20 protein-coding genes and 2 pseudogenes are annotated in these 23,402 nt (G+C 59.8%); 6 read left to right on the top strand and 16 right to left on the bottom strand.

Translation table 11 applies throughout. The features are described 5' to 3' along the window. Positions 1–85: 85 nt before the first annotated feature. From recC to rppH, 9 genes are all read right to left on the bottom strand, one after another. Entirely contained in the window at positions 86–3,463 is a 3,378-nt protein-coding gene (gene recC / locus ABLX76_RS03385) for an exodeoxyribonuclease V subunit gamma (protein ID WP_348873969.1), read from the bottom strand. 12 nt (positions 3,464–3,475) lie between these two features. Beyond that, positions 3,476–3,799 carry a prepilin-type N-terminal cleavage/methylation domain-containing protein gene (locus tag ABLX76_RS03380; RefSeq protein ID WP_023290895.1) on the bottom strand — a complete coding sequence of 108 codons (324 nt, stop codon included), beginning with the start codon at positions 3,797–3,799 and terminating at the stop codon, positions 3,476–3,478. Next, positions 3,784–4,191: a DUF2509 family protein gene (locus ABLX76_RS03375; protein ID WP_023290896.1), complete on the bottom strand. Its 408-nt coding sequence runs from the start codon at positions 4,189–4,191 to the stop codon at positions 3,784–3,786. Before ABLX76_RS03375 ends, ABLX76_RS03380 begins: the two co-directional genes overlap by 16 nt. Beyond that, on the bottom strand, positions 4,188–4,745 hold the full coding sequence (locus ABLX76_RS03370) for a prepilin peptidase-dependent protein (protein ID WP_348873967.1): 558 nt from the start codon (positions 4,743–4,745) through the stop codon (positions 4,188–4,190). The genes ABLX76_RS03375 and ABLX76_RS03370 overlap by 4 nt, the downstream gene beginning before the upstream one ends. After that, positions 4,742–5,293, bottom strand: coding sequence for a prepilin peptidase-dependent protein (locus ABLX76_RS03365; protein WP_032453981.1), 552 nt, complete (start codon positions 5,291–5,293; stop codon positions 4,742–4,744). Before ABLX76_RS03365 ends, ABLX76_RS03370 begins: the two co-directional genes overlap by 4 nt. A gap of 188 nt (positions 5,294–5,481) precedes the next feature. Then, positions 5,482–6,276 carry a thymidylate synthase gene (gene thyA / locus ABLX76_RS03360; RefSeq protein ID WP_087849656.1) on the bottom strand — a complete coding sequence of 265 codons (795 nt, stop codon included), beginning with the start codon at positions 6,274–6,276 and terminating at the stop codon, positions 5,482–5,484. 6 nt (positions 6,277–6,282) lie between these two features. Continuing rightward, on the bottom strand, positions 6,283–7,158 hold the full coding sequence (gene lgt, locus ABLX76_RS03355; RefSeq protein WP_004205445.1) for a prolipoprotein diacylglyceryl transferase: 876 nt from the start codon (positions 7,156–7,158) through the stop codon (positions 6,283–6,285). Positions 7,159–7,402: 244 nt separating this feature from the next. Continuing rightward, a complete protein-coding gene (ptsP, locus tag ABLX76_RS03350; RefSeq protein ID WP_023290901.1) occupies positions 7,403–9,649 on the bottom strand; it encodes a phosphoenolpyruvate--protein phosphotransferase in 2,247 nt (748 codons plus the stop codon). 12 nt (positions 9,650–9,661) lie between these two features. Then, a complete protein-coding gene (gene rppH / locus ABLX76_RS03345; protein ID WP_004205443.1) occupies positions 9,662–10,192 on the bottom strand; it encodes an RNA pyrophosphohydrolase in 531 nt (176 codons plus the stop codon). 453 nt (positions 10,193–10,645) lie between these two features. Between rppH and ABLX76_RS03340 the strand changes: the two are divergent. From ABLX76_RS03340 to ABLX76_RS03320, 5 genes and pseudogenes are all read left to right on the top strand, one after another. Continuing rightward, positions 10,646–10,786 (top strand): annotated as a pseudogene (locus ABLX76_RS03340) (hypothetical protein); the annotation flags it as partial. An 88-nt stretch (positions 10,787–10,874) separates the two neighbouring features. Next, positions 10,875–11,570, top strand: coding sequence for a DNA mismatch repair endonuclease MutH (mutH, locus tag ABLX76_RS03335; protein WP_048298206.1), 696 nt, complete (start codon positions 10,875–10,877; stop codon positions 11,568–11,570). Between the two features lie 63 nt (positions 11,571–11,633). Next, on the top strand, positions 11,634–12,347 hold the full coding sequence (locus tag ABLX76_RS03330; protein ID WP_023290903.1) for a TerC family protein: 714 nt from the start codon (positions 11,634–11,636) through the stop codon (positions 12,345–12,347). A gap of 123 nt (positions 12,348–12,470) precedes the next feature. Further along, positions 12,471–12,689: a YgdI/YgdR family lipoprotein gene (locus ABLX76_RS03325; protein WP_002915974.1), complete on the top strand. Its 219-nt coding sequence runs from the start codon at positions 12,471–12,473 to the stop codon at positions 12,687–12,689. Between the two features lie 221 nt (positions 12,690–12,910). After that, positions 12,911–13,951: an NADP(H)-dependent aldo-keto reductase gene (locus ABLX76_RS03320; protein ID WP_008806332.1), complete on the top strand. Its 1,041-nt coding sequence runs from the start codon at positions 12,911–12,913 to the stop codon at positions 13,949–13,951. A 198-nt stretch (positions 13,952–14,149) separates the two neighbouring features. On the opposite strand, the gene lplT is transcribed toward ABLX76_RS03320, so the two are convergent. From lplT to ABLX76_RS03305, 3 genes and pseudogenes are all read right to left on the bottom strand, one after another. Continuing rightward, positions 14,150–15,343, bottom strand: a complete 1,194-nt coding sequence (lplT, locus tag ABLX76_RS03315) for a lysophospholipid transporter LplT (protein WP_023290904.1) — start codon at positions 15,341–15,343, stop codon at positions 14,150–14,152. Then, the gene (gene aas / locus ABLX76_RS03310; RefSeq protein WP_101976257.1) at positions 15,336–17,495 is read right to left on the bottom strand and encodes a bifunctional acyl-ACP--phospholipid O-acyltransferase/long-chain-fatty-acid--ACP ligase; all 2,160 of its coding nucleotides are present in this window, start codon (positions 17,493–17,495) and stop codon (positions 15,336–15,338) included. The genes lplT and aas overlap by 8 nt, the downstream gene beginning before the upstream one ends. A 262-nt stretch (positions 17,496–17,757) precedes the next feature. Beyond that, positions 17,758–18,022: pseudogene (locus ABLX76_RS03305) on the bottom strand (hypothetical protein). A 93-nt stretch (positions 18,023–18,115) separates the two neighbouring features. On the opposite strand from ABLX76_RS03305, the gene galR reads away from it, so the two are divergent. Continuing rightward, positions 18,116–19,132 (top strand): HTH-type transcriptional regulator GalR, encoded by a 1,017-nt coding sequence (gene galR, locus ABLX76_RS03300; RefSeq protein WP_002915981.1) that lies wholly within the window; start codon positions 18,116–18,118, stop codon positions 19,130–19,132. On the opposite strand, the gene ABLX76_RS03295 is transcribed toward galR, so the two are convergent. The 4 genes from ABLX76_RS03295 to ABLX76_RS03280 form a co-directional block, all read right to left on the bottom strand. After that, positions 19,093–19,572: a GNAT family N-acetyltransferase gene (locus tag ABLX76_RS03295; protein WP_060592051.1), complete on the bottom strand. Its 480-nt coding sequence runs from the start codon at positions 19,570–19,572 to the stop codon at positions 19,093–19,095. The genes galR and ABLX76_RS03295 overlap by 40 nt on opposite strands. Further along, positions 19,569–20,342, bottom strand: coding sequence for a GntR family transcriptional regulator (locus ABLX76_RS03290; RefSeq protein ID WP_004205433.1), 774 nt, complete (start codon positions 20,340–20,342; stop codon positions 19,569–19,571). The genes ABLX76_RS03295 and ABLX76_RS03290 overlap by 4 nt, the downstream gene beginning before the upstream one ends. 67 nt (positions 20,343–20,409) lie before the next feature. Further along, positions 20,410–21,837: a glycoside hydrolase family 1 protein gene (locus tag ABLX76_RS03285; protein ID WP_048335227.1), complete on the bottom strand. Its 1,428-nt coding sequence runs from the start codon at positions 21,835–21,837 to the stop codon at positions 20,410–20,412. A 7-nt stretch (positions 21,838–21,844) separates the two neighbouring features. After that, positions 21,845–23,182: a PTS transporter subunit EIIC gene (locus tag ABLX76_RS03280; RefSeq protein WP_023290908.1), complete on the bottom strand. Its 1,338-nt coding sequence runs from the start codon at positions 23,180–23,182 to the stop codon at positions 21,845–21,847. Positions 23,183–23,402 lie beyond the last annotated feature (220 nt).

Below are 23,402 nucleotides of genomic sequence, written 5' to 3'. Positions count from 1 at the left end.
GGCGTGCAGCCTTTTATGTCCATCAGTCCGTGATACGTTGCGCATAATAAATGAACCGCCATTCACTGCGCAATTTTTATACTATTTAAATTTGTGTGGACTGATGGTAACGATATAGCGGTAACAGATAACGCTGCGTCTGGGCAATGATTTCTTCGTAACGCGCCGGCTCCAGCGAACGCCACAGGCGTTGATACCAGATATCGGCGCCTTCCCCGCTGACCACCATGTTACCTTCGTAGGTCTGCAGGAATTTGCTCCGCGCTTTCTGCTGCGTCTCTTCGTCCATTACGATGACATCCTTTTCGGCGTCATAACAGGCTTTCAGCCAGGCGCCACCGCTTTCCGGCAGCAGCAGCAGCGGCTGCGACATCCCCAGCAAATAGCCATCCACCAGCTCATTAAGGTACGCCTGCGCCTCGGCGGGCGCCAGCGGCGGAAAACGCCACTCTCCCTCTTTACGCACAAACAGCCGGCTCTCGCCGGCGCCGCCGCTGGCACAGTAGACAAGGTGTTCCAGCCAAAGTTGCATCCCCTGGGAGACGCTCAGCAGCGAAGGCCGCCAGCGCAGCAGCCCGTCCGGCTGCACCTGCTGCAGCCAGCCGGTCAGATTTACGCCGCCGCACTGGAGATCGATCTCCATGCTCTGCGCCTGCTGGCGCTCGGCTTTCACCCGCTCGGCCAGAGCCTGCATCTCCAGACGCTGCGTCTCCCACACCAGCTCGCCAAAGGCGCCATACGGCAGCTCGCCGGCGGCGCGGAAGCGGCGGAACATGGCCGAGGCGTCCTGTTCCTCGATAAGGGTATTGAGCAGTTGCTGGTTCAGTTGATAACGGCTCAGCCCTTCCAGGGTGAAGGGCTCGTCATCGGGAATATCATCCTCTTCCGCACGGAAATTGACCCGCAGACGCTGCTGAAAGAACGCGCGAACCGGGTGCTGCCAGAAGCGCAGGAGCTGCTCGAACGGCAGGCTGTCTATCGGCGGCGGGGTAAGCGGTTGAATGAAGTCGCTATGCGCCTCACCCTGCTGGCCGGCGGCAGCCAGCCATTCCCGGGCGTAGCTCTTGTTCTCGTCCTCCTGGAAATTGGCGATGTCGAACGGCATGCGGGTATGCAGGTGAGTGATGTGGGCTTTAACCCGCGCCTCGCTGGTGTCGCAATCAAGCTCCTCGTCGCCGGCGAGACAGTGGCTCTGGCCGATGTAATCCACCAGCTCCTGCACCAGCACCGAGGGAAAGCGCTCGCTGTTGTCCTGGATAGAACGGCCGATGTAGCTGATATACAGCGTCTGTTCGGCGGACATCAGCGCCTCAAGGAACAGGTAGCGGTCATCGTCGCGCCGGCTGCGGTCGCCGCGCTGCGGCTTCTGGCTCATTAAATCAAAGCCCAGCGGCGGCAGCGGTCGCGGATAAACCCCATCGTTCATCCCCAGCAGGCAAACCACTTTGAAAGGAATAGAGCGCATCGGCATCAGGGTGCAGATGTTGACCGGGCCGGCGAGAAAGCGCTGGCTGATCCGTTGTTGATCGAGGCGCTGGGCCAGCTCATCGCGCAGCAGCGTCAACGGCACCTGGTCGCCATACTGCGCTTCCAGACCGCTATCAATCACCGCCAGCCACTGCTGCTCAATCAGCGCCAGCGCCGCTTCGGTCTCGCTGTCCGGCAGGAAAAAGTCATTCAGCAGATCGCGACAGACCGGCAGCCACTCCGCCAGCGGCCGCTGCTGGGCGAGACCGCGTCGCCAGAGGTTAAGCTGCATCAGCAGCGATGCGAGGTTACCCACCAGTTCGGCGATCAAACCACTGGATTCGTCATAGGGCAGCACCGACTGCCATTCGCCCTCCCGGCTGTCCATCGCGTAGCCCAGCAGCATGCGGGTAAGGCCGAACCGCCAGGTGTGCTGGCCGGTCGCCGGCAGGTCAAGCTCACGGACGTTGTCGTCATCCATTCCCCAGCGGACCCCGGACTCGTTGACCCACTGGCGCAGGTAGCGCAGCCCCTCTTCGTTGATGTTAAAGCGCGCCGCCAGCACCGGCACGTCCAGCAGCGCCAGCACATCTTCGCTGGCGAAGCGGCTGTCGGGCAGCGAGAGCAGCGTGATAAACGCCTGCAGCACAGGGTGCGACTCCCGGGCGCGGCGGTCGGAGATCGCCCACGGCAGCCAGCGGTCGCCGCTGGCGGCGCCAAACACCGCCTGTATATAGGGGCTGTAGCTATCGATATCCGCCACCATGACGATGATATCCCGCGGCGTGAGCGTCGGATCCGCCTCCAGCATCGCCAGCAGCCGATCGTGCAGAACCTCCACCTCACGCTGCGGACTGTGGCAGACGTGAATGCTCAGGCTGCGGTCATCCTGCGCCAGCGGACGTTTGTCGCGACTGTGAGCGAACGCCTCTGCGCTCTGCCCGGCCACCGCCGCGTTGCGCAGTTCGAGGATATCCGACTGCAGGTTATGCAACAGGTTATCAGGAACGATATCGACAAAGGCGTCCAGCTCCTCATAGCGCTCCAGCCCCGCCAGCAGGTAGATATAGTCGCGTCCCAGCTTGCCCCAGGAGGCGAGCAGCGGGTTGCCGACATCCTGCTCCCCGGCGTCATTAAACAGCCCTGGCGCCTGCCCGGCGTCGCGGAACAGGGGCAGCGCGCGCGCCTCGCGGTGATGGCGTCGCTGACGCGACAGTAGCTTCGCCAGAAACGCCGGATCTTTAATATCTCCCCAGTAGTAGCGGCAGGGGTTGGTGAACAGCACATAGACATCGACATGCTTACCCAGCGCCTGCAGCGCCTGCAGGTAGACCGGCGGCAGCGCGGAAATTCCACAAATAAAGACGCGCGACGGCAGCCCGGCGGGCGGTTCATCCGCCTTTTCCAGGGCGCTGATAAAGCGCTGATAGAGATTGGCGCGGTGCCACTGCGGCTGACCGAGCTCGGCGGTATAGCGCACCAGCGCTTTCCACAGCGGCGCCTGCCACTGCTGGGCGTCGCCGAGGCCGTCAACCCGCTGGTCGGCCTCCCAGCGCATCAGCCATTCCGGGCGATAGACCAGATACTGGTCATAGAGGTCCGCTACCCGGGCGGCCAGCTGAAACAGCTTGCGTTTGTCGCCGTCATCGCTCAGATACTGGCGCAGCAGGATAAAATCGTCTTCTTCCAGGTGCTGCGGCAGGAGAGTCATCAGCTTCCAGCTCATGCTCTGCTTGCTGAAGGCGCTTTCGCCAGGGATATCTTTCAGGACGCGCACGAACATATCCCAGATAAAGCTCGCCGGCAGCGGAAACTCGATGTTGGCGGCAATTCCGAAGCGCGAGGCCAGGGTCATCTGCAGCCACTGCGCCATACCGGTACTCTGCACCAGCACCATTTCAGCCTGAAAAGGGTCATCCAGCCGCTGGCGCTCGACGATAAACTCCATCAACGCCTCGAGAACATCCAGCCGGTTTGAGTGGTATACCCTTAACATAATTGCTCCTGACTACTGGCTGACCGGGCAATGCAGCCGGGTCATCTGCGCCCGCTTTGCAACGGGCATACTGATCGTTACCGTGATGCTGACACATCTTTGCGTCGATGTCTGCATACGGCTTACCTGCTCGCCTGCCGGCGGAGGCGGCGCGGAGAGCTGGCTATAGCGCCAGGCGTCGCGCCATAGCTGACGCGTCTGGTTCAGCTGGTGGACCCCTTGCGCCATTCCGCGCTGATAGCCGCCCAGCGCGGCGACCGTCAGCACCATCAGCGCCATCGCCAGCACGGTTTCCGGCAGGCTAAAACCCCGCTGGCGCTTCATGGCATTTGACATAAGCTCACCTCCCTGAGCGGGCAAAAATCGCTCCAGCCATGGGCGGAGAAACGCACCTGCCCGCCGCGCACCTCGCCGGACTGCCAGACCTGCACCTCGCCGCTGGCGCTGCTGAGCAGCAGCGAACCGTCGTCGAAGATGCGCAGACAGGCGCGCCAGCCCTGCTGCGCCTGCTCGCGGCAGGCCAGCGGCGCCTGTGTCGACCAGGCCTGCTGTTTTCCCCACTGTAGCGCCGAATGGGCCACAGCCGTATCGCGGATCGCCTGCGTTTCGCTGGCGGTTTGCGCCAGCAGCGCCCGCTGCTGCAGGTTAAGCCCCTCAAGCAGCAGGCTACCGAGAGTCAGCAACAGGAGCACCATCAGCAGCGACGACATTCCACGCTGGCGGATCACAGGTTATACCCCGTCACCCGCTGCTCCACCTCGGCCGCCAGACCCACCTGCCGGGCAGAGCGCGCCGCCAGCGTCACGATCAGCTCCGGCGCGAAGCCCTCGGTCAGCAGACGCTGCGCCGCAAAGCGCGTCACCACGATAGCGGCCGGATTGGTGATTTTCTCCCATCCGCTGCCGCGGCAGTCGCTGGCTCCGCGCAAAGTCTCCAGCGCGCCGTCGCGCAGGCGAAAGCCGGTGCTCTCCGCCGCTGCCGCAGGGGAGGTTTCCCATGTCCCATTGCTGTTCGCGTCCCAGCGCACAATCAGGCACTCGCCGTCGGCGGCAAGCTCCAGTCCGGCTCCGCCGCACTCTCCCCGGCAGTATCCGGCGCGCTGCAGATGTTTACCCACGGCATGCACCCGCTGCCACAGTTCGTTCTCCAGGGCCAGCTGTTCGCCCTGGCGCAGAATATGGCGCTGCAGGGCGGGTAGAAAGCGGCAGGCGCCAATCAGCAGCAGCGAGCCTATCGCCATGGCGATAAGCGCCTCCGCAAGGGAAAACCCGCGGCGGCTCACTGGCACCCTCCCGCGCTGTCGCTGCGGCATAAACGAATCCGCCCCCAGTGTGAAATCACAATGCTCCAGCTGCCGGCCTCGCTCTGCAGCCGCAGATTCCCTGCCCAGGCGGTGCTGCGCAGTCCGTAGAATCCCAGGCCAGGCGTGACGCCTGCCAGCGAGATCCCCGGCCAGCGCGGGCGCAGCGTTAAGGTCGACGCGGAGGCGCACGCCGGCGCCTCCCCCTGCGCACTCAGGCACCAGCCCTCTTCATCCTGGCCGACGCGAAGCACGCGGTCCCGGTTGTAGGCGTTGGCGTCATCGCGCAGGAAGACCAGGAAATCCCGCACCTGGACGGCGGTTTGCCACAGTCGTTGCTGCTGCTGCCAGCGCTGCCAGCCGTACAGGCCGCCGACGCTGAGGATCATCATTAACGTCAGCGTCACCAGGGTTTCCATCAGGGTATAGCCATGTTCTCTGTTCATGGCGCAGAGTATGCCGCGGCGGTTAGCCCTGGCGCGACGACGGAAAATAGCTTTCCCGGCCAGACACGCAAAAAAGGTTTGTATGATCAACAGCAGAACATTTTTTTGCGAGCCTCTTTCCAACATTCCCGCCCACAACCGCCTGTGGCCAGGGGGCGGGGTGAAGCGTTCCTATCCTAATGGCGACGAGGGCTGCCACTCATTCAGGTGGTGAAAACGGCATAAAAAAACCGGCGTCATCGGACGCCGGTTGGTCATATCTGCAGAGGGGGTTAAATCGCCACTGGCGCTTTGATTCCCGGGTGCGGATCGTAACCTTCAATCTCGAAGTCTTCAAAGCGGTAGTCGAAGATCGACGCGGGCTTGCGTTTGATGACCAGCTTCGGCAGCGGACGCGGTTTGCGGCTCAGCTGCAGATGAGTCTGCTCGAGATGGTTGCTGTACAGATGGGTATCGCCACCGGTCCAGACGAAATCGCCGACCTGCAGATCGCACTGCTGCGCCACCATATGCACCAGTAGCGCGTAGCTGGCGATGTTGAACGGCAGGCCGAGGAAGACGTCGCAGGAGCGCTGATACAGCTGGCAGGAGAGCTTGCCGTCGGCGACATAGAACTGGAAGAAGGCATGGCACGGCGCCAGGGCCATCTTATCCAGCTCGCCGACGTTCCACGCCGAAACGATGATCCGGCGGGAGTCCGGGTCGTTTTTCAGCTGGTCCATCACCGTGCTGATCTGGTCGATATGACGACCGTCCGGCGCAGGCCAGGAACGCCACTGTTTGCCGTAAACCGGTCCCAGGTCGCCATTTTCATCTGCCCACTCGTCCCAGATGGTGACGTTGTTATCGTGCAGATAGGCGATGTTGGTGTCACCCTGCAGGAACCACAGCAGTTCATGGATGATGGAGCGTAAATGACAGCGCTTGGTGGTCACCAGCGGGAAGCCTTCCTGCAGGTTAAAACGCATCTGATGGCCGAAAATAGAGATCGTGCCAGTGCCGGTGCGGTCATTTTTTGGCGTGCCCTCGGCGAGCACTTTCTGCATCAAATCAAGATACTGTTTCATGGTTCCTCAAGAATTCAGTTGCTGCGGACGGTGGCGGTAAGCCCAAACCATCATGATGATACCCGCAAGCACCATCGGGATCGAAAGAATCTGCCCCATGCTGATGTACTGCACCCAGCCGCCGGTGAACTGGGCGTCGGGCTGGCGGAAGAATTCCACGATAATGCGGAACAGGCCGTAGCCAATCAGGAACAGGCCGGAAACGGAACCGGTCGGGCGCGGTTTACGGATAAACAGGTTCAGGATCAGGAACAGCACCACGCCTTCCAGCGCCAGCTCGTACAGCTGCGACGCGTGGCGCGGCAGCGCGCCATAGGTATCAAACAGCGATTGCCATTCCGGGTGGGTCGGCAGCAGCGCCAGGTCTTCAGCACGGGAGCCCGGGAAAATCATCGTGTAGTGGAAGCTCGGGTCCACGCGGCCCCACAGCTCGCCGTTGATAAAGTTGCCCAGACGCCCGGCGCCAAGGCCAAACGGGATCAGCGGCGCGATAAAATCGGAGACCTGGAAGAAGGTCCGTTTGGTGCGTCTGGCGAAGATAATCATCACCAGGATCACGCCGATCAGGCCGCCGTGGAACGACATGCCGCCGTCCCAGACGCGGAACAGATACAACGGATCGGCAAGAAAGACCGGCAGGTTGTAGAACAGCACGTAGCCGATACGGCCGCCCAGGAAGACGCCGAGGAATCCCGCGTAAAGCAGGTTTTCCACTTCATTTTTCGTCCAGCCGCTGCCCGGACGATTCGCCCGACGGGTGGCCAGCCACATCGCAAAGACAAAGCCCACCAGGTACATTAAACCGTACCAGTGGAGGGAGACCGGGCCTAGAGAAAAAATGACCGGATCGAACTCCGGAAAATGCAGGTAGCCACTATTCATCTGTCACCATAAAGACTTGTTATTCCGCCGAAAGTGGACAGCGGTGATGATCCATGCCCGATTAAAACGGGCACGCCGAAGGAGGCGAATCATAGCATAAGCCAGGTGTGCGATCCGCGCCGGCGTGTAAAAGATATGTATACGGATGCTAACAGAATGCCGTTTTCCCGGTGGTATCCTATTTTGCCGGAGGGTGCGAACAGAGGATTCCCGGGTTACGGCTTACGCCTCACCCGGGCTACCGCTACCGCCCGCCGCGGATCAGGCCGCCGAGACCGCGCCGCTCCATAAAGGCCGCCACCTGATGGCGCACCTCGGCGGTCATCTGGGCTTCGAGGCTGCGACGCGACAGCTCCTGCGCCTCTTCGATATCGATGCGGCGCAGCAGATATTTCACCCTCGCCACCGAGCGGCCGTTCATCGACAGATGGCGATAACCGAGACCGATGAGGATCGTCACGCACATCGGGTCGCCTGCCATCTCGCCGCACAGTCGCAGATCGATGCCAAAGCGCTCCGCGTCATGGGCGATCATCGCCAGCGCCCGCAATACCGCAGGATGCAGGCTGTCATACATGCTGGCGACCCGGGTATTGTTACGGTCGACGGCCAGCAGGTACTGGGTCAGGTCGTTCGTGCCTACCGAGATAAAATCGATCCGGCTGGCCAGCTGCGGCAGCATAAAGACCATCGACGGCACCTCCAGCATCACCCCCAGACGCGGACGCGGGATGGCGTAGCCGATCATCTCTTCCACTTCCCGGCTGGCGCGGTCGATCAGCCGACGGGCCTCATCGACCTCTTCCAGACTGGTCACCATCGGCAGCAAAATGCTGAGGTTGCCGGTGGCGGCGTTGGCGCGCAGCATCGCCCGCACCTGGATCAAAAAGATCTCCGGCTGATCGAGGGTGATGCGGATCCCGCGCCAGCCAAGGCACGGGTTCTCTTCACTGATCGGCATGTACGGCAGCTGTTTATCCGCGCCGATGTCAAGAGTACGCAGGGTCACCGGTTTGCTGTTAAACATCTGCAGCATGCCCTGATACTGGGCGACCTGCTCCTCTTCTGAGGGGAAGCCGCTCTGCAGCATAAAAGGAATTTCGGTACGGTACAGACCAATACCGTCAACAAAGCTGCCGAGCTTCTCTTCGTGCTCCGGGCTTAAGCCGGCGTTGAGCATGACTTTCACCCGTTCGCCGCTTTTCAGCTCCGATGCGCGCTGGAGATCGTCCTCCGCCAGGCGGCTGAGCTCGTTCTCTTCGCTGATAAGCCGCTGATATTCCTGCAACAGAACAGGTTCAGGATCCACCAGCAGCTCGCCGCGATAGCCATCGACAATCAGCGTATGGCCATGCAGCAGCGAGGGCTGAATATCGGCGCCCATCACCGTTGGGATGCCAAGGGCCCGCACCATAATGGCGGCATGGGAGTTGGCAGCGCCATCGCGCACCACCACGCCGGCCAGACGATCCTGCGGCACCTCGGCGAGGGTGGTGGCCGACAGCTCGTCCGCCACGAGGATAATGCGCGCCGGCCAGGTGTTAGGTCCCTGAATACTGTCGTCGAGATGGAACAGCAGACGCTGACCCAGCGTGCGCAGGTCGCCGGCCCGCTCTTTTAGATAGCCGTCGCTCAGCGCGGCAAACTGTTCGGCGAACTTCTCGATGATCTTTTTGACCGCCCACTCGGCGACGGCGCCTTTGTCGACTTCGGCAAAGAGCTCGCGACGCAGGCGGGCGTCGGAGAGCAGGTGCGAGTAGAGATCGAAGATCGCCGCCGTCTCTTTTTGCGCGCCGGCGGCGTAGCGTTTGCTGTAGCGACGAAACTCGTTGGCCGCTTCTTCCAGCGCGCCGGTCAGGCGTTCACGTTCCGAGGCGGTGTCCAGCGTCGAGGCTTCATACACCTGCTCCATCAGCGGCAGGCTGACGTCCATCCAGCCCTCGGCGATCGCCACCCCGGAAGAGGCCGGCAGAGCGCGAATGCGCGTCTGACGATACTGACCGAACAGGGCGTTCAGCTGGGACTGGGAGAGGATCGCCGCCATCTGGGTGGCGAGAGTGACGAGGAAAGACTCTTCGCTTTCATCAAACTGGCGCAGCTCACGCTGCTGGACCACCAGCACGCCCAACAGCTGGCGGCGCTGGATGATCGGCACGCCAAGGAAGGCGCGGAAGCGGTCCTCTTTGACGGCGGGAATATACTTGAAGCTGGGGTGTTTTTGCGCATCGGCGAGGTTGATGGGCTCCGCCAGGCGGCCAACCAGCCCCACCAGGCCTTCATCGAACGCCAGCGCAACGGTGCGCCCGCGAGGTTTTTTTAACCCGCGGGTAGCCATCAGGTAATAGCAGCGTCGATCATTGTCAGCCAGGTAAACCGAGCAGACTTCCGTCTCCATCGCCTGGCAGACATCCGTCACCAGAATATCCAGCGCCTCGTTTAAACGCGGCGCACTCGCGACCTTCTCGACTATTTCTCGCAACCGAGTGAGCATAATGTGCGTGGCTTAACCTCTTTTACGTCGATAAGCAGGCGCGCTTTGCGGCTTAGGTGCGCTCTCCGCCAGCGACATAGTGACGCTGGCGAACTCTTTCATCACCCGGCGGTAGACGTCGCGTTTGAACGACACCACCTGACGCACCGGGTACCAGTAACTCACCCAGCGCCAGCCATCAAATTCAGGTGTGCTGCTGGTTTGCATATTGATGTCCGCGTCGTTACCGATCAACTGCAAAAGAAACCACTTTTGTTTCTGGCCGATACAAACCGGCTTTGTGTCCCAACGCACCAAACGTTTAGGCAACTTGTAACGCAGCCAGTTACGGGTTGAGGCAAGGATCCGCACATCTTTACGGCTTAACCCGACCTCTTCAAACAATTCCCGATACATCGCCTGCTCTGCGGATTCTCCTGGATTTATGCCCCCTTGCGGGAACTGCCACGAGTGCTGACCATAGCGTCGGGCCCACATGACCTGGCCCTGACGATTACAGATTACAATACCGACATTTGGGCGGTAGCCATCGTCATCAATCACCGGACTACCTCAAGATAAGCTTCAATGTGAATGATTGTTTCACACTCGTCGGAAACGGTAAACCACTCTGTTCGCACACTGAGAACGGATAACATTTGAATAACTCACAGTAATTGCCAGAGTTATAAACAGCGAAAGCGCCCGACGTCCGATTTTATTCACTTTTTCTGTGGATAGAGTTGTGAAGAAGTACGGAATTAACCCGGGAAAACCCGGAGCAATCTGAACATCGCACTGCTAGCACCTTATAATAATGATAGCATATTCATTAAGTTAGAATATACTCCTTTCACTTATTACAGCATAACGTGACGATCATCACACATGCGATCCGCCGACTGATGAAAGATCGAACAATGTCGATTTTATCCACAGATTACGCGCAGGTCGCGGGCATATTTTCTCTAAAAATTCGATTTTCGTCGCACGTCAAGGCTGTAAATCGAACCAGTAGTGGGGCTTTTCCCCAGTTATCCCACTTTTCTGTGGATAACATGGTGTAAGATCCTGTTTATTGTCAGTGACCAGTTCTGGAAAACCTGTTTTCATGGTTTTCACCTGCCGCGTAATGACCTTAAAAAATCATATAAATCATGGGATTGGTATAGTTACTCAGAAAACGATAGACTCTATCCACAACGCGCAAAATTAGCGCTCATTTTTTAACCAAAGGTGTCGCCCTATGCCCGCTATCGCTCCGCTCTCTTCTCCGCCGCAAAGTCAGGAACAGCTGTTGGCCCAGGCCCGCCAGCTGGCCGGCTATACGCTGGGTGAGCTGGCGGCGCTGGCCGGGATCCCCATTCCCCGCGATCTGAAACGTGATAAAGGCTGGACGGGCATCCTGCTGGAGCTGTGGCTGGGGGCCAGCGCGGGCAGTAAACCCGAGCAGGATTTCGCCGCGCTGGGGGTGGAGCTCAAAACGATCCCTATCGACAGCCGGGGCCGTCCGCTGGAGACCACTTTTGTCTGCGTCGCCCCGTTAACTGGCAATAGCGGCGTCACCTGGGAGAGCAGCCATGTGCGGCATAAGCTGCAGCGAGTCCTGTGGATCCCTGTGGAGGGAGAGCGCGCCATTCCTCTGGCGGCGCGGCGCGTCGGCGCACCGCTGCTGTGGAGTCCGGACGAAGAAGAGGAGCGCCAGCTGCGCATGGACTGGGAAGAGCTGATGGATCTTATTGTCCTCGGTGAGGTGGAGCGCATTACCGCCCGCCACGGCGAGGTGCTGCAGCTAAGACCGAAAGCGGCCAACAGCAAGGCGTTGACCGAAGCCATCGGCGCCCGCGGGGAGACGATCCTCACGCTGCCGCGCGGCTTCTACCTGAAAAAGAATTTTACCGCCGCCCTGCTCGCCCGCCATTTCTTGTTACAACACGATTAATTTTTTGTTCTGCGTTGGGGCTTGCATATAATTGCTGCTTTCTATTTTGCAGGACTTTGAACAATGTTATTTGCATGGATAACCGATCCTAACGCCTGGCTGGCGCTGGGCACCTTGACGCTGCTGGAGATCGTGCTCGGGATCGATAATATTATTTTTCTCTCTCTGGTTGTGGCCAAGCTCCCCACCGCCCAGCGCGCCCACGCGCGACGGATCGGTTTAATGGGGGCGATGGTCATGCGCCTGGCGCTGCTGGCCTCTATCGCCTGGGTCGTTAAGCTGACCAACCCGCTCTTTACCGTCCTCGGTCAGGAGATTTCGTTTCGCGATCTGATCTTGCTGTTTGGCGGACTGTTCCTTATCTGGAAAGCCAGTAAAGAGATCCATGAATCTATCGAAGGCGAAGAGGAGGGGCTGAAAACTAACGTTCACTCCTTCCTCGGCGCCATCGTGCAGATCATGCTGCTGGACATCATCTTTAGCCTCGACTCGGTGATCACCGCCGTCGGCCTGTCGGATCATCTGTTTATTATGATGGCGGCGGTTGTGATTGCGGTGGGGGTCATGATGTTCGCCGCGCGACCTATCGGCGATTTTGTTGACCGTCATCCGTCGGTAAAAATGCTGGCGCTGTCGTTTCTGATCCTCGTCGGCTTTACCCTGATGCTGGAAAGTTTCGACGTCCATGTGCCGAAGGGATACATCTACTTCGCGATGTTCTTCTCTATTGCGGTGGAGAGCCTTAACCTGCTGCGCAATAAGAAAAACCCGCTGTAAACCACAAAATTGCAGCCTGGTCACAGGCTGCAACCCTTTTTCAGACTTTACTGCTTTTTATGTCTCACAAATCAGGCTATTAATAGACAGGTATGGGGTGCAGCTACTCAAGAGGTGATGACGATGAAAAAATGGGCAGTATTGATTTCCGCCGTAGGACTGGCGTTCTCGGTTTCCGGTTGCAGCAGCGATTACGTCATGGCGACCAAAGATGGGCGAATGATCCTGACCGACGGTAAACCCACCGTGGATGACGATACCGGTCTTATCAGCTACGAAGATCAGCAGGGTAATAAAATGCAGATCAATCGTGACGACGTTTCACAAATCATTAAGCGTTAATTTTTCCCCGTCGGCCCCAGCCTCTGTTGACGCTGCGCTTACCGACAACCAGTCTTATGAGAAGAGTCGGGACACACCAGGACACCGCGGGTTTCACCCACCGCTCCTCCTCGTCACCCGGCTTTTTTGATTTTTTTACTTCCTCTTTTTCTCACCCTCTGCCATGTTGATACTCCTTTGTCGGGGAATGCCTGACCTTATAAATAAAAAGGAAGCTGGCTATGCAGTATCACCGTATCCCACACAGTTCACTTGAAATCAGCACCCTCGGGCTGGGAACCATGACCTTTGGCGAGCAGAACAGCGAGGCCGATGCCCATCAGCAGCTCGACTATGCGGTCGCCAACGGCATCAATCTGATCGATGTCGCTGAAATGTACCCTGTCCCGCCGCGCCCGGAAACTCAGGGGCTGACCGAAACCTACGTCGGCAACTGGCTGGCGAAACGCGGCAATCGTGAAAAGCTGGTGCTCGCCTCGAAGGTCAGCGGGCCCGCGCGTAATAACGACAGCAGTATTCGACCAAACCACGTCCTGGACCGGAAAAATATCCGCGAGGCATTGCACGCCAGTCTGAAGCGTCTGCAGACTGATTATCTCGACCTGTACCAGGTACACTGGCCGCAGCGCCCCACCAACTGCTTTGGCAAGCTGGGCTACACCTGGGCCGACGCCGCCCCCGCGGTGACCCTGCTGGATACCCTCGAGGCGCTGACCGAGTTCCAGCGCGCCGGCAAGATCCGCTACATTGGCGTGTCGAACGAAACCGCCTTCGGCGTGATGCGTTATCTGCACCTGGCGGATAAGCACGACCTGCCGCGGATCGTGACCATTCAGAACCCCTACAGCCTGCTGAACCGCAGTTTTGAAGTCGGCCTGGCGGAAGTGAGTCAGTTCGAAGGCGTGGAGCTGCTGGCCTACTCCTGCCTGGCTTTCGGCACCCTGACCGGGAAGTACCTCAACGGCGCGAAGCCGGCGGGGGCGCGCAATACGCTGTTCAGCCGCTTTACGCGCTACAGCAGCGAGCAGTCGCAGAAAGCGGTGGCGGCGTATGTGGATATCGCCAAACGCCACGGCCTCGATCCGGCGCAAATGGCGCTGGCCTTTGTGCGTCGGCAGCCGTTTGTCGCCAGCACCCTGCTGGGGGCGACGACCATGGCGCAGCTGCAGGCCAACGTGGAAAGTTTACAGCTTGAGCTGAGCGAAGAGGTATTAGCGGAGATTGAAGCGGTGCATCAGGTTTATACCTACCCGGCTCCGTAGCATGACCTGTCGACGCCGGCTTCTGGCGTCGCGTTGTTGCCCGGTGGCGGCTACGCCTTACCGGGCCTTCGCTACCCAGGTCGGGTAGCCACCTCAGCAGCCGCGGTAGCCCGGGTCAGGCGCAAGCCGCAACCCGGGATTTCCCTCTGCCCGCGCGCCTGGCAGGGGTTACGATTTCGAGTCAACCGCGACGAGAAGTTATTTACGCCGCCCCCAGACCCACAGCGCGGCGATGGCCACGGCAAACACCGCGCCAAAACCTATCCCCACGGCGACCGGCGGAACGCCGACGCTCACCGCCAGGGAATAGAGCCCCAACATCAGCAGCATCGCCACGTTTTCGCCCAGGTTCTGTACCGCAATCGCGTTACCCGCCCCGACCGAGTGTTTCCCGCGCTCCTGCAGCAGCGCATTCAGCGGCACGATAAAGAAGCCGCCGAACACCCCGAGCAGCAGTAGCAGTCCGAACGCCGGCAGCAGCGACTGCTGCACCGCAAACGCCATTACCGCAATACCGATCAATATCCCGGCCGGCATACAGCGCGACACCGTCTCCAGAGTCACCAGCTTCGCCGCCGCCCCGGCCCCCAGCACAATCCCCACCGCCACCATCGCATTAAGATAGGTGGGCATGGCGTTGCTGGTAATGCCCAGCGCTACCGGCACCCAGATCACCAGCAGGAAGCGCAGGGTCACGCCAGCGCCCCAGAACAGGCTGGTGCCCATCAGCGAAAAGCGGGTTTCGCCGTTGCGCCACAGCGTGCGGCAGGCGCTGAAGAAGCTGTGCGTCATCGGCTTAAAACGCCATGACTGCCCCGGACGCGCCGCCGGCAGCCTGGGTATCCACAGGTTAGCCACCACCGCCCCGCCGTAGACCAGCGCGCAGACGATCAGCGCCGCCAGCACGTGCCAGTCGGCGAGGATCCCGCCGGCCATGGAGCCCAGCAGGATCGCCGCGATGGTCGAGGACTCCATCAGTCCGTTAGCCTTCACTAACTTATCGCCGGTGGTCAGTTCGCCGAGAATGCCGTACTTGGCCGGCGAATAGGCGGCGGCGCCAATCCCCACCAGCGTATAGCCGATAAATGGATTGACACCGAAGCAGATACAGCCGGCGCCGAGCAGCTTCAGCCCGTTGGCCACCATCATCACCCGGCCTTTGGCAAAGCTGTCGGCGAACTGGCCGACAAAGGGAGCAAACAGGATGTAAGCGCCCACAAACAACATCTGCAGGACCGGCTGGCTCCACTCCGGATAATAGAGCTGCTTCATCAGCGCCAGGGTGGCGAAGAGAAGCGCATTGTCGCCGAAGGCCGACAGGAACTGGGCGCAGATCACCGCCATCATCCCTTTCGAATACAGCGAAGGGTTAGTATGCACTGACTCACTCATGGGTTGTTTCCGCCTCGTCGACCATGTTTTTCAGGGTGACATAGTCTGGCTTGCCGCTGCCGAGCACCGGCAGCTGTTTCAGCCAGCGTATATCGCGCGGCACCGCCAGCTCCGGTACGCCGTGCTGGCGAGCGTAGCGCAGCAGGGCTTCGCGAGTCAGTTCATTATCGGTGGTAAACAGCACCAGCGCCTCGCCTTTGCTGGCGTCCTGTTTAATCGCCGTGGCGTGCATTTTGTCCGGCGATGCGCCGAGGGCCACCTGCTCCACCATCTCAAGAGAGATCATTTCGCCAGCGATTTTGGCGAAGCGCTTCGCGCGGCCCTGGATGCGGACATAGCCCTGCTCGTCGAAGGTGACGATATCGCCGGTGTCATACCAACCCGCTTCCTTTTCGCCGTGCTGGTTTTCCGCCGTCGGCGCTTCCAGCACCCCGGGATTTTCCACTCGCAGGTAGCCTTTCATAATGTTCGGCCCTTTCAGCTGCAGCCGCCCCCCTTGCTCAATGCCAGGCATCGCCAGCAGGCGGGCGTCCATCCCCGGCAGGATACGCCCCACGGTGCCGACCTTCGCCGCCATCGGCACGTTGATCGAGACCACCGGGGCGCACTCGGTCACGCCATAGCCTTCGAGAATGCGCAGGCCGAATTTATCCTGCCACAGCTGTTTGGTGCTCTCCTGCAGCTTCTCCGCCCCGGCGACCACATAGCGCAGACGATAGAAATCATAGGGGTTAGCGAAGCGGGCATAGTTGGCGAGGAAGGTCGAGGTGCCGAACAGCACTGTGCAGTTGCGATCGTAGACCAGCTCCGGCACCACGCGATAGTGCAGCGGGCTGGGATAGAGAAACACCTCCGCGCCGGTAAGCAGCGGCGTCAGCAGACCGACGGTGAGGCCAAAGGAGTGGAACAGCGGCAGCGCCGACATAAAGCGGTCATTAGCGGTAAAGTCGGCAATGGTTTTGATCTGCTCGACGTTGGCCAGCAGACTTTTATGGCTGTGCACCACCCCTTTCGGATTGCCCTCCGAGCCGGAGGTGAAGAGGATCATCGCCGCGTCTTCCGGCTGCTGCTTAACCTGCGCCAGACGCGGCGCCAGCAGATGGCCGAAAATCCACAGTTTGTCCGCAGGGGTGATATCGCCTTTGAGATCTTCCAGGAACACCCAGCGCACCTGAGTCAGTTGCTCCGGCAGGTGCCAGAGCTTGCCTTTATCGAGAAAGGTGCGCGAGGTAAAAATGGTGTTGAGTTCCGCGGCGGCGATGGCGCTGCTGAGCCCTTTCACCCCGGCGGTATAGTTCATCATCGCCGGAATGCGCCCGCGGGCGATCGCGCCGAAAATCACCGCCGCGCTGATGCCGGCGTTGGGCAGCATCAGACCGATCTTCTCGCCCCGCTGGCTGTATTTTTCCAGAATGCGGGCGACAAACAGGGTTTTGGTCAGCAGCTTGCGATAGGTATCCGGCTGGAAGTTGATATCCTCCACGCAGGGTTTGCGCGCGCCGAAGCGGTCCTGCGCCGCCAGCAGCGACTCATACAGGGTTTCCCGCGGACGCACCGCCATCCGGGCTTCCATCATGATCTGATGCAGCATTTCTCCGGCGATTTTGCGCCGGTCGCGGGCGCGCGGCGCCTCAGGCATCGGCAGATGGGTGGGCGGCAGCAGATGCAGCTGAATACGCGGGAACAGGCGACGTTTCACCAGCCCCTTCAGCCGGCTGAAGGGCGTCAATTCAGCGCCTTCAATGCGCAGCGGCACGATGGTCGCCTGCGATTTGGCGGCGACAAAGGCGGCGCCGTCATAAATTTTCATCAGCGAGCCGCTGACCGAAATTCGCCCTTCCGGGAAGATGACCACCGGCCGCCCCTGTTCAATCAGGCGCACCAGATGTTTAATCGACATCGGTTTGGTCGGGTCCAGCGGCACAAAATCGATAATCGGCGTCAGCGCGCGCATAAACCAGCGCTGGCTGATTGAGGTATAGACGGCAAAAACCGGTCGGACCGGCAAAAAGAGCGCCAGCAGAATGCCGTCGAGGAACGAGACGTGGTTCGGGGTAATTAAGACTTTTTGCTGGTGCAAAGCCTGCGTGTCGCCGGTCAGGCTGACCCGGTATAACCCCTTGAACAGCAGTCTGAAAAATCCCAAAAGCATAACAACTCCATGTGACCGGTGATGAGTCAAAGCAGGTTACACGAGAAGGCGTGGGAAAGCAGTGCAGCGGGGGGATTTTCAGAATAAAAAAAACCTGCGCATCCGCGCAGGCTGGTGTAAAACGTCCAGTACGAAGAGCGTACCTGAGAAACTCACCTATCAATACCTCTGGGATCTCGATTGTCGCGTTTTTCGCCCGCTTCGGGCCAGCGGGAAAACGCAAGGGAGTGAGCCTAAGTGCAACCAGTTATTACGATTTTCGCTATCTGTAACAACGTCGGCGACGGGCAAAAAAAAACCTGCGCATCTGCGCAGGCTGGTGTAAGTAAAGTGGTCAACATGACGTTGACTCCACCTATCAATACCTCTGGGATAGCCAGAATATCAACCTGCTCGGCGGACAAACCAGCGAACATTCGCAACAGCGCATCGCAAAGTGTAAGCAAAGGTTTGTATTTCCCCGAGCCGGTTTCAATTACTGATAGCGTTAATGTAAACAGGTCACCGATAAGCCCGCTCTGAATCACATTTGCGCCATTCCTTCGCCGCCGCGCCTTGAATCTGCCGCTCTTTCCCGTAACATAGCAGTATGTAAACGCTTACCCTATAAAAGGCATGGTATGGCGACAATTAAGGATGTAGCCCGACTCGCAGGAGTCTCCGTCGCTACCGTCTCCCGCGTCATCAACAACTCTCCCAAAGCCAGCGAAGCCTCGCGTCAGTCCGTGGGTGCGGCGATGGAAACCCTCAACTATCATCCCAATGCGAACGCCCGGGCGCTGGCCCAGCAGTCCACGGAAACCGTCGGCCTGGTGGTGGGCGATGTCTCCGACCCCTTCTTCGGCGCGATGGTCAAAGCCGTCGAACAGGTGGCCTATCGCACCGGCAACTTTTTGCTGATTGGCAATGGCTACCACAACGTGCAGAAGGAGCGCCAGGCGATAGAGCAGCTGATCCGTCACCGCTGCGCGGCGCTGGTGGTGCATGCCAAAATGATCCCCGATGAGGAACTCGCCGGGCTGATGAAGCAGATCCCCGGCATGGTGCTGATCAACCGCATCCTGCCCGGATATGAAACGCGCTGCGTGGCGCTGGACGATCGCTACGGCGCCTGGCTGGCGACCCGCCATCTGATCCAGCAGGGGCACACGCGTATCGGCTACCTGTGCTCAAACCACGATATCTCTGATGCGGAAGATCGCCTGCAGGGGTACTACGCGGCGCTGGAGGAGAGCGGCCTGCCGTGCAACGACCGGCTGGTCACGTTCGCCGAGCCGGATGAAAGCGGCGGCGAACAGGCGATGACCGAACTGCTTGGCCGCGGCCGCCACTTTAGCGCCGTCGCCTGCTATAACGACTCGATGGCCGCCGGCGCGATGGGGGTGCTGAACGACAACGGCATCGACGTCCCGCGGGAAATTTCGCTGATCGGCTTCGACGATGTCCTGATTTCGCGCTATGTTCGCCCGCGGCTGACCACCGTCCGCTACCCGATCGTCACGATGGCGACCCAGGCGGCCGAGCTGGCCTTAGCCCTGGCGGAGCAGCGCCCGGCGCCGGAGATCACCCACCTGTTCAGCCCGACGCTGGTACGCCGTCATTCGGTGGTGGCCCCGCAGGAAGGCGATAAGTCGTAGCGATAGAGATGCACGGCGGTGGCCGGGTAATCCAGCCCCTCGCCGATGTAGCGCCAGCCGAAGCGTTCATAAAAATCGCGGCAGGCGGAGTAGAGATAAAGCTCCCGATAGCCCGCGCGGCGGGCATAATCGATCACATGCCGCTGCAGTTGTCCGGCCAGCCCCTGACCGCGAGCGGCGGGCGCGACGTACAGCGCCGCCAGCCAGGGAAACAGATCCTGGCGGCTGATCAAATCGCAGCGCCAGAGGCCAATCGTTCCCAGCAGTTGCTCCCCTTCCACGGCAATAAAGGTCAGCGGCAGCGCCTCCGCCGTCTGGCTATGCTGCACAATGCTGGCGAAAAACTCCCGCGGCAGCGCCTCGCCGCCAAAGGCCTGCCACAGCCGGTCGGTCACCTCCCGGGCGAACTGCGGCGCGGCATATAGCGGCAGGATCGTCATACCAACTTCCCCTGAAAAATCGGCACCGAGTCGAACAGATAGCCGTCAAAGTCCGGGGCGTCTTCATCGGACAGCTCCAGCAGACTGTTTTTAACGTTTTCCAGATGCTGCCACATCGCCTGCCAGGCGCCCATCACATCGCGACGCCGCAGCGCGGCAAGCAGGGTCTGCCGGTCGCCGAGCCACTTCAGCCGCCAGGCGCGGCTGGCAATATGCACATTAAACTGCTGCCACAGCGGGCTGCTGTCCATCTGCAGCCAGATCCGCTCCACCGTCGCTAACAGCATCTGGTTCTGCGTCGCCCCGGCCAGCACCAGATGGAACAGACGAGCGTTATCCTGGGCGGTGTCGTTGAGGGCGATTGCCCGCTGCTCCTGCTCGATAATCCGCTTCAGATTATCGATATCGGCGCGGGTGGCCATTTTCGCGGCAAAGGCGGCGATATTGCTCTCCAGCAGCTGGCGCGCCTGGAGAATTTCAAACGGACCAACGTCGCTGCTGAGCAGCTGCTCTTCTTCGCTGTCGTTTTCGTGCGGGATACGCATAACGTACACCCCGGATCCCTGACGGATATCCACCGTCCCCTGCAGCTCCAGCATCAGCAGCGCTTCGCGCACGATGGTCCGGCTGACGCCATAGGTTTCGGCAATATGGCGTTCCGGCGGCAAGCGCGACCCGACCGGGTAGCGCCCCTGCGCGATCTGGGCGCGCAGGTCATCACCAATCTCCTGATAGGGCTTCTTTTCCGGCGGAATTATCGCTTTTTCCACAAAATCACCTGTGCGTTACATGCCTGCGAGTCAAACACGGCGCTATCTTAGCAAATATTGCCCCCGGCTAGCGGTATTCATCATCGATATCCAGCACCAGTTCACGCCGTTCGCCGAGCTGACGAAACCAGTGCGCCGAGGCTTTGGGTCGCCGGGCGCGATGGTTTTGCAGATCGATTTCGATAAGCCCGTAGCGGTTTTTAAAGGCGTTCATCGGCGACACGTTGTCGGTAAACGCCCACAGCATATAGCCCTGGCAGTTGGCCCCTGCCTCGCGGGCGCGCAGGGTGTGCCACAGATGTTCGCTGATAAAACGAATGCGATAGCTGTCGTCAATGGCGCCTTCGCGGTTACGGAACTGGCCTTCGTTTTCCACCCCCATCCCGCTCTCCGCCACGAACCAGGGAATGTTGCGATAGTCATTTTTTATCCGCATCGCCATATCAAAGATGATTTGCGGGTAGATTTCCCAGCCGCGGGAGGCGTTCATCCGCCGGCCGGGCAGCTCAAACGGCTCATAATACCAGGCCGGATGGAACGGGGTATGCGGATGCCAGGCCCGCGACGGGGCTTTGACCCGGTGCGGATAGTAAAGGTTAATCCCCAGCTCATCGACGGTGTGCTCGCGGATAATCGCCAGATCCTCCGCGCTGGCCTCCCACGTCACCTGATGCTGCTCAAGCAGCGCGAGAAGCGCCGGCGGCCAGACCCCGTGCACCAGCGGGTCGAGAAACATACGGTTATAGAACAGATCGTAGATCTCCGCCGCGCGCAGGTCATGCGGGGCGCGGGAGCGCGGGTAGGTCACCTCCGGATTGAGGATGCAGCCGACGGTCCCGGGATAGCCTAGCTCGCGAAATCGCTTCACGACGCAAGCGGTCGCCAGCACCTTATGGTAGTTCCACTGCATCCAGGTGCTGGTGTTCTGCTCATAGGGCCAGCGCAGGGCATCAAGATAGACCCGGGTCTGCACCACGATCGGCTCATTAAAGGTAAACCAGCGGGTCACCTTCGGGTGGTAGCGGGCAAAAACCTGCTCCGCGTAGCGCACAAACAGCTCGACCACCGTTTTCGCCCCCCAGCCGCCATACTTTTCCAGCAGATAGCCCGGTAATTCGTAATGCTCAAGGCAGATCATCGGCGTGATGCCGTTGGCCAGCAGCGCATCGAACAGCTGGTCGTAATAGGCCGCATACTCCTCATCCACCGTGACGTTTTCATAGTCGGTCAGAAAGCGCGACCAGTTGATCGAAGTGCGGTAGTGGGTCAGCCCGGCCAGCTTCATCAGCTGCACATCTTCCTGAAAGCGGTTGATAAAATCGGTAGCCACCGCCGGGCCATAGCCGTTATGCCAGACGTGACGGTCGTTTTTGTACCAGAGATCGGGCCAGGAGTCCTGCCCCGGTTTTTTCCCGCTCCAGCCCTCGGTCTGCCAGGCGGAAGCCGCCGCGCCAAGGATAAAATCATCGGGAATAGTCATCCGTACGGTAGTCATAGGCTCCTCAGACAGGGTTGGCGGTCTGTTGATTGTCTGCCTGACGCTGCGCGGCATCGGCACGGCGGGAGGCGATTTTGACGAAAGGCAGATAGATAAGCACCGCGGCCACGATGCAGATCAGCTGGGTGACCACCGCCCCCATCGAGCCGGCGGTGGAGAGCCAGGCGTTGATCAGCGGCGGCGTGGTCCAGGGCACCATCACCACCGCCTTGCCGGCGAAGCCGGTCAGGGTGGCGAAATAGCCGATGCTGCCGGTCACCAGCGGGGTGATGATAAACGGGATGGCGAGGATCGGGTTGAGCATGATCGGCATCCCGAAGATCACCGGCTCGTTAATATTGAACAGCCCCGGGCCTATCGACAGCTTGGCGATCTCTTTCATCTCTTTGCGCCTGGTGGCGATCATCACCGCAATCAGCAGGCCGATGGTCAGCCCCGAGCCGCCGATGCTCATGTAAACATCCCAGAAGGGCATGGTGATGATGTTCGGTACCTCTTTCCCCTGCTCAAAGGCGCTCATATTGACGGTGATCGCCCCCAGCAGCAGCGGCTCACGGATCGGCTTGATCATCTGGTTGCCGTGAATACCGATCACCCAGAACAGCTGGGCGACGAACATCAGCAGCAGGATCCCCGGCAGGCTCTGCACCACCCGCTCCAGCGGCTGCTGCACCACCTGGTAGACCGCATCGTAGAGATACATTCCCGTCAGCTGGTGGAAGAGAAAACCAAAGGTGGCGATCGCGGTGGTGGTGATGATCGCCGGGATCAGCGCCGAAAAAGAGGCAGAGACGTTCGGCGGCACGGTATCCGGCATCTTGATCTTCAGTCCCTTGCGCCCCTCCAGCCAGCAGTAAATCTCGACCGACAGAATGGCGATGAACATCCCGAGGAACAGGCTGCGGGTGTCGGAGAACTGACGCAGCAGGACATCTTTCACCACGTGCATCTGGCCATCGACCATCATCTCTACCGTGGTCGGCGTGACGCAGATAAAACAGATCACCGCCAGCAGGCCGGGAAACAGGCTTTTGATGCCGTTGATCCGCCCCAGCTCAATGCCGATCAGAAACACGGCGCCGATATTGAGGAAGTTGAGCGTGGCGTAGTTCAGCGCGCTGGTGATCGGCTTCAGCGCGGCGAGAAAGGAGAGCGAGGAAAAGCTGGCGAGCCCATTCTTTGGATCCAGCACCATATTGGAGATCAGTACCGAAAAGGCCCCGACGATGATCACCGGCATCAGGGTAATAAACGCCGATTTGATCGCCATAATGTAGCGATAGCTGTTGAATGTCGTCGCGAAACGCCCCAGCGCGTCGATCAGTTTGTCCTGTAATGCCATAAAAGAGTACCTCAGAGTAAAGGGCTTATTGCGGCCAGGTGGACAGCCAGAGACTTTTGGCATACCAAAACATAGTTGCCAGGCAAAAATTGTTCTGTGACAGCGCTCGCAACCCGCTGCGTGGTATCCCAAATATCGATATTAAAATCTATTGGCATACCAGATAGCGCCGGTTGGTCAGTTCCTGCTAAAAGCGTGATCGCGATGGTTTTTCCGCCCC

It is taken from the genome of Klebsiella sp. JB_Kp004 (assembly GCF_040065795.1).
GTDB lineage: Bacteria > Pseudomonadota > Gammaproteobacteria > Enterobacterales > Enterobacteriaceae > Klebsiella > Klebsiella quasipneumoniae.
Note: the sequence above shows the minus strand (reverse complement) of the source record. Positions and strands in the feature narration are given on the sequence as shown.

What these genes read in the sequence shown, in the direction of transcription:
- ABLX76_RS03380 (WP_023290895.1), bottom strand. Translation starts at nt 3,799, where the DNA reads ATGTCAAATGCCATGAAGCGCCAGCGGGGTTTTAGCCTGCCGGAAACC.
- aas (WP_101976257.1), bottom strand. Translation starts at nt 17,495, where the DNA reads ATGCTTTTGGGATTTTTCAGACTGCTGTTCAAGGGGTTATACCGGGTC.
- ABLX76_RS03280 (WP_023290908.1), bottom strand. Translation starts at nt 23,182, where the DNA reads ATGGCATTACAGGACAAACTGATCGACGCGCTGGGGCGTTTCGCGACG.
- thyA (WP_087849656.1), bottom strand. Translation starts at nt 6,276, where the DNA reads ATGAAACAGTATCTTGATTTGATGCAGAAAGTGCTCGCCGAGGGCACG.
- ABLX76_RS03330 (WP_023290903.1), top strand. Translation starts at nt 11,634, where the DNA reads ATGTTATTTGCATGGATAACCGATCCTAACGCCTGGCTGGCGCTGGGC.
- galR (WP_002915981.1), top strand. Translation starts at nt 18,116, where the DNA reads ATGGCGACAATTAAGGATGTAGCCCGACTCGCAGGAGTCTCCGTCGCT.
- recC (WP_348873969.1), bottom strand. Translation starts at nt 3,463, where the DNA reads ATGTTAAGGGTATACCACTCAAACCGGCTGGATGTTCTCGAGGCGTTG.
- ABLX76_RS03325 (WP_002915974.1), top strand. Translation starts at nt 12,471, where the DNA reads ATGAAAAAATGGGCAGTATTGATTTCCGCCGTAGGACTGGCGTTCTCG.
- lgt (WP_004205445.1), bottom strand. Translation starts at nt 7,158, where the DNA reads ATGAATAGTGGCTACCTGCATTTTCCGGAGTTCGATCCGGTCATTTTT.
- ABLX76_RS03295 (WP_060592051.1), bottom strand. Translation starts at nt 19,572, where the DNA reads ATGACGATCCTGCCGCTATATGCCGCGCCGCAGTTCGCCCGGGAGGTG.
- lplT (WP_023290904.1), bottom strand. Translation starts at nt 15,343, where the DNA reads ATGAGTGAGTCAGTGCATACTAACCCTTCGCTGTATTCGAAAGGGATG.
- mutH (WP_048298206.1), top strand. Translation starts at nt 10,875, where the DNA reads ATGCCCGCTATCGCTCCGCTCTCTTCTCCGCCGCAAAGTCAGGAACAG.
- ABLX76_RS03320 (WP_008806332.1), top strand. Translation starts at nt 12,911, where the DNA reads ATGCAGTATCACCGTATCCCACACAGTTCACTTGAAATCAGCACCCTC.
- ptsP (WP_023290901.1), bottom strand. Translation starts at nt 9,649, where the DNA reads ATGCTCACTCGGTTGCGAGAAATAGTCGAGAAGGTCGCGAGTGCGCCG.
- ABLX76_RS03285 (WP_048335227.1), bottom strand. Translation starts at nt 21,837, where the DNA reads ATGACTACCGTACGGATGACTATTCCCGATGATTTTATCCTTGGCGCG.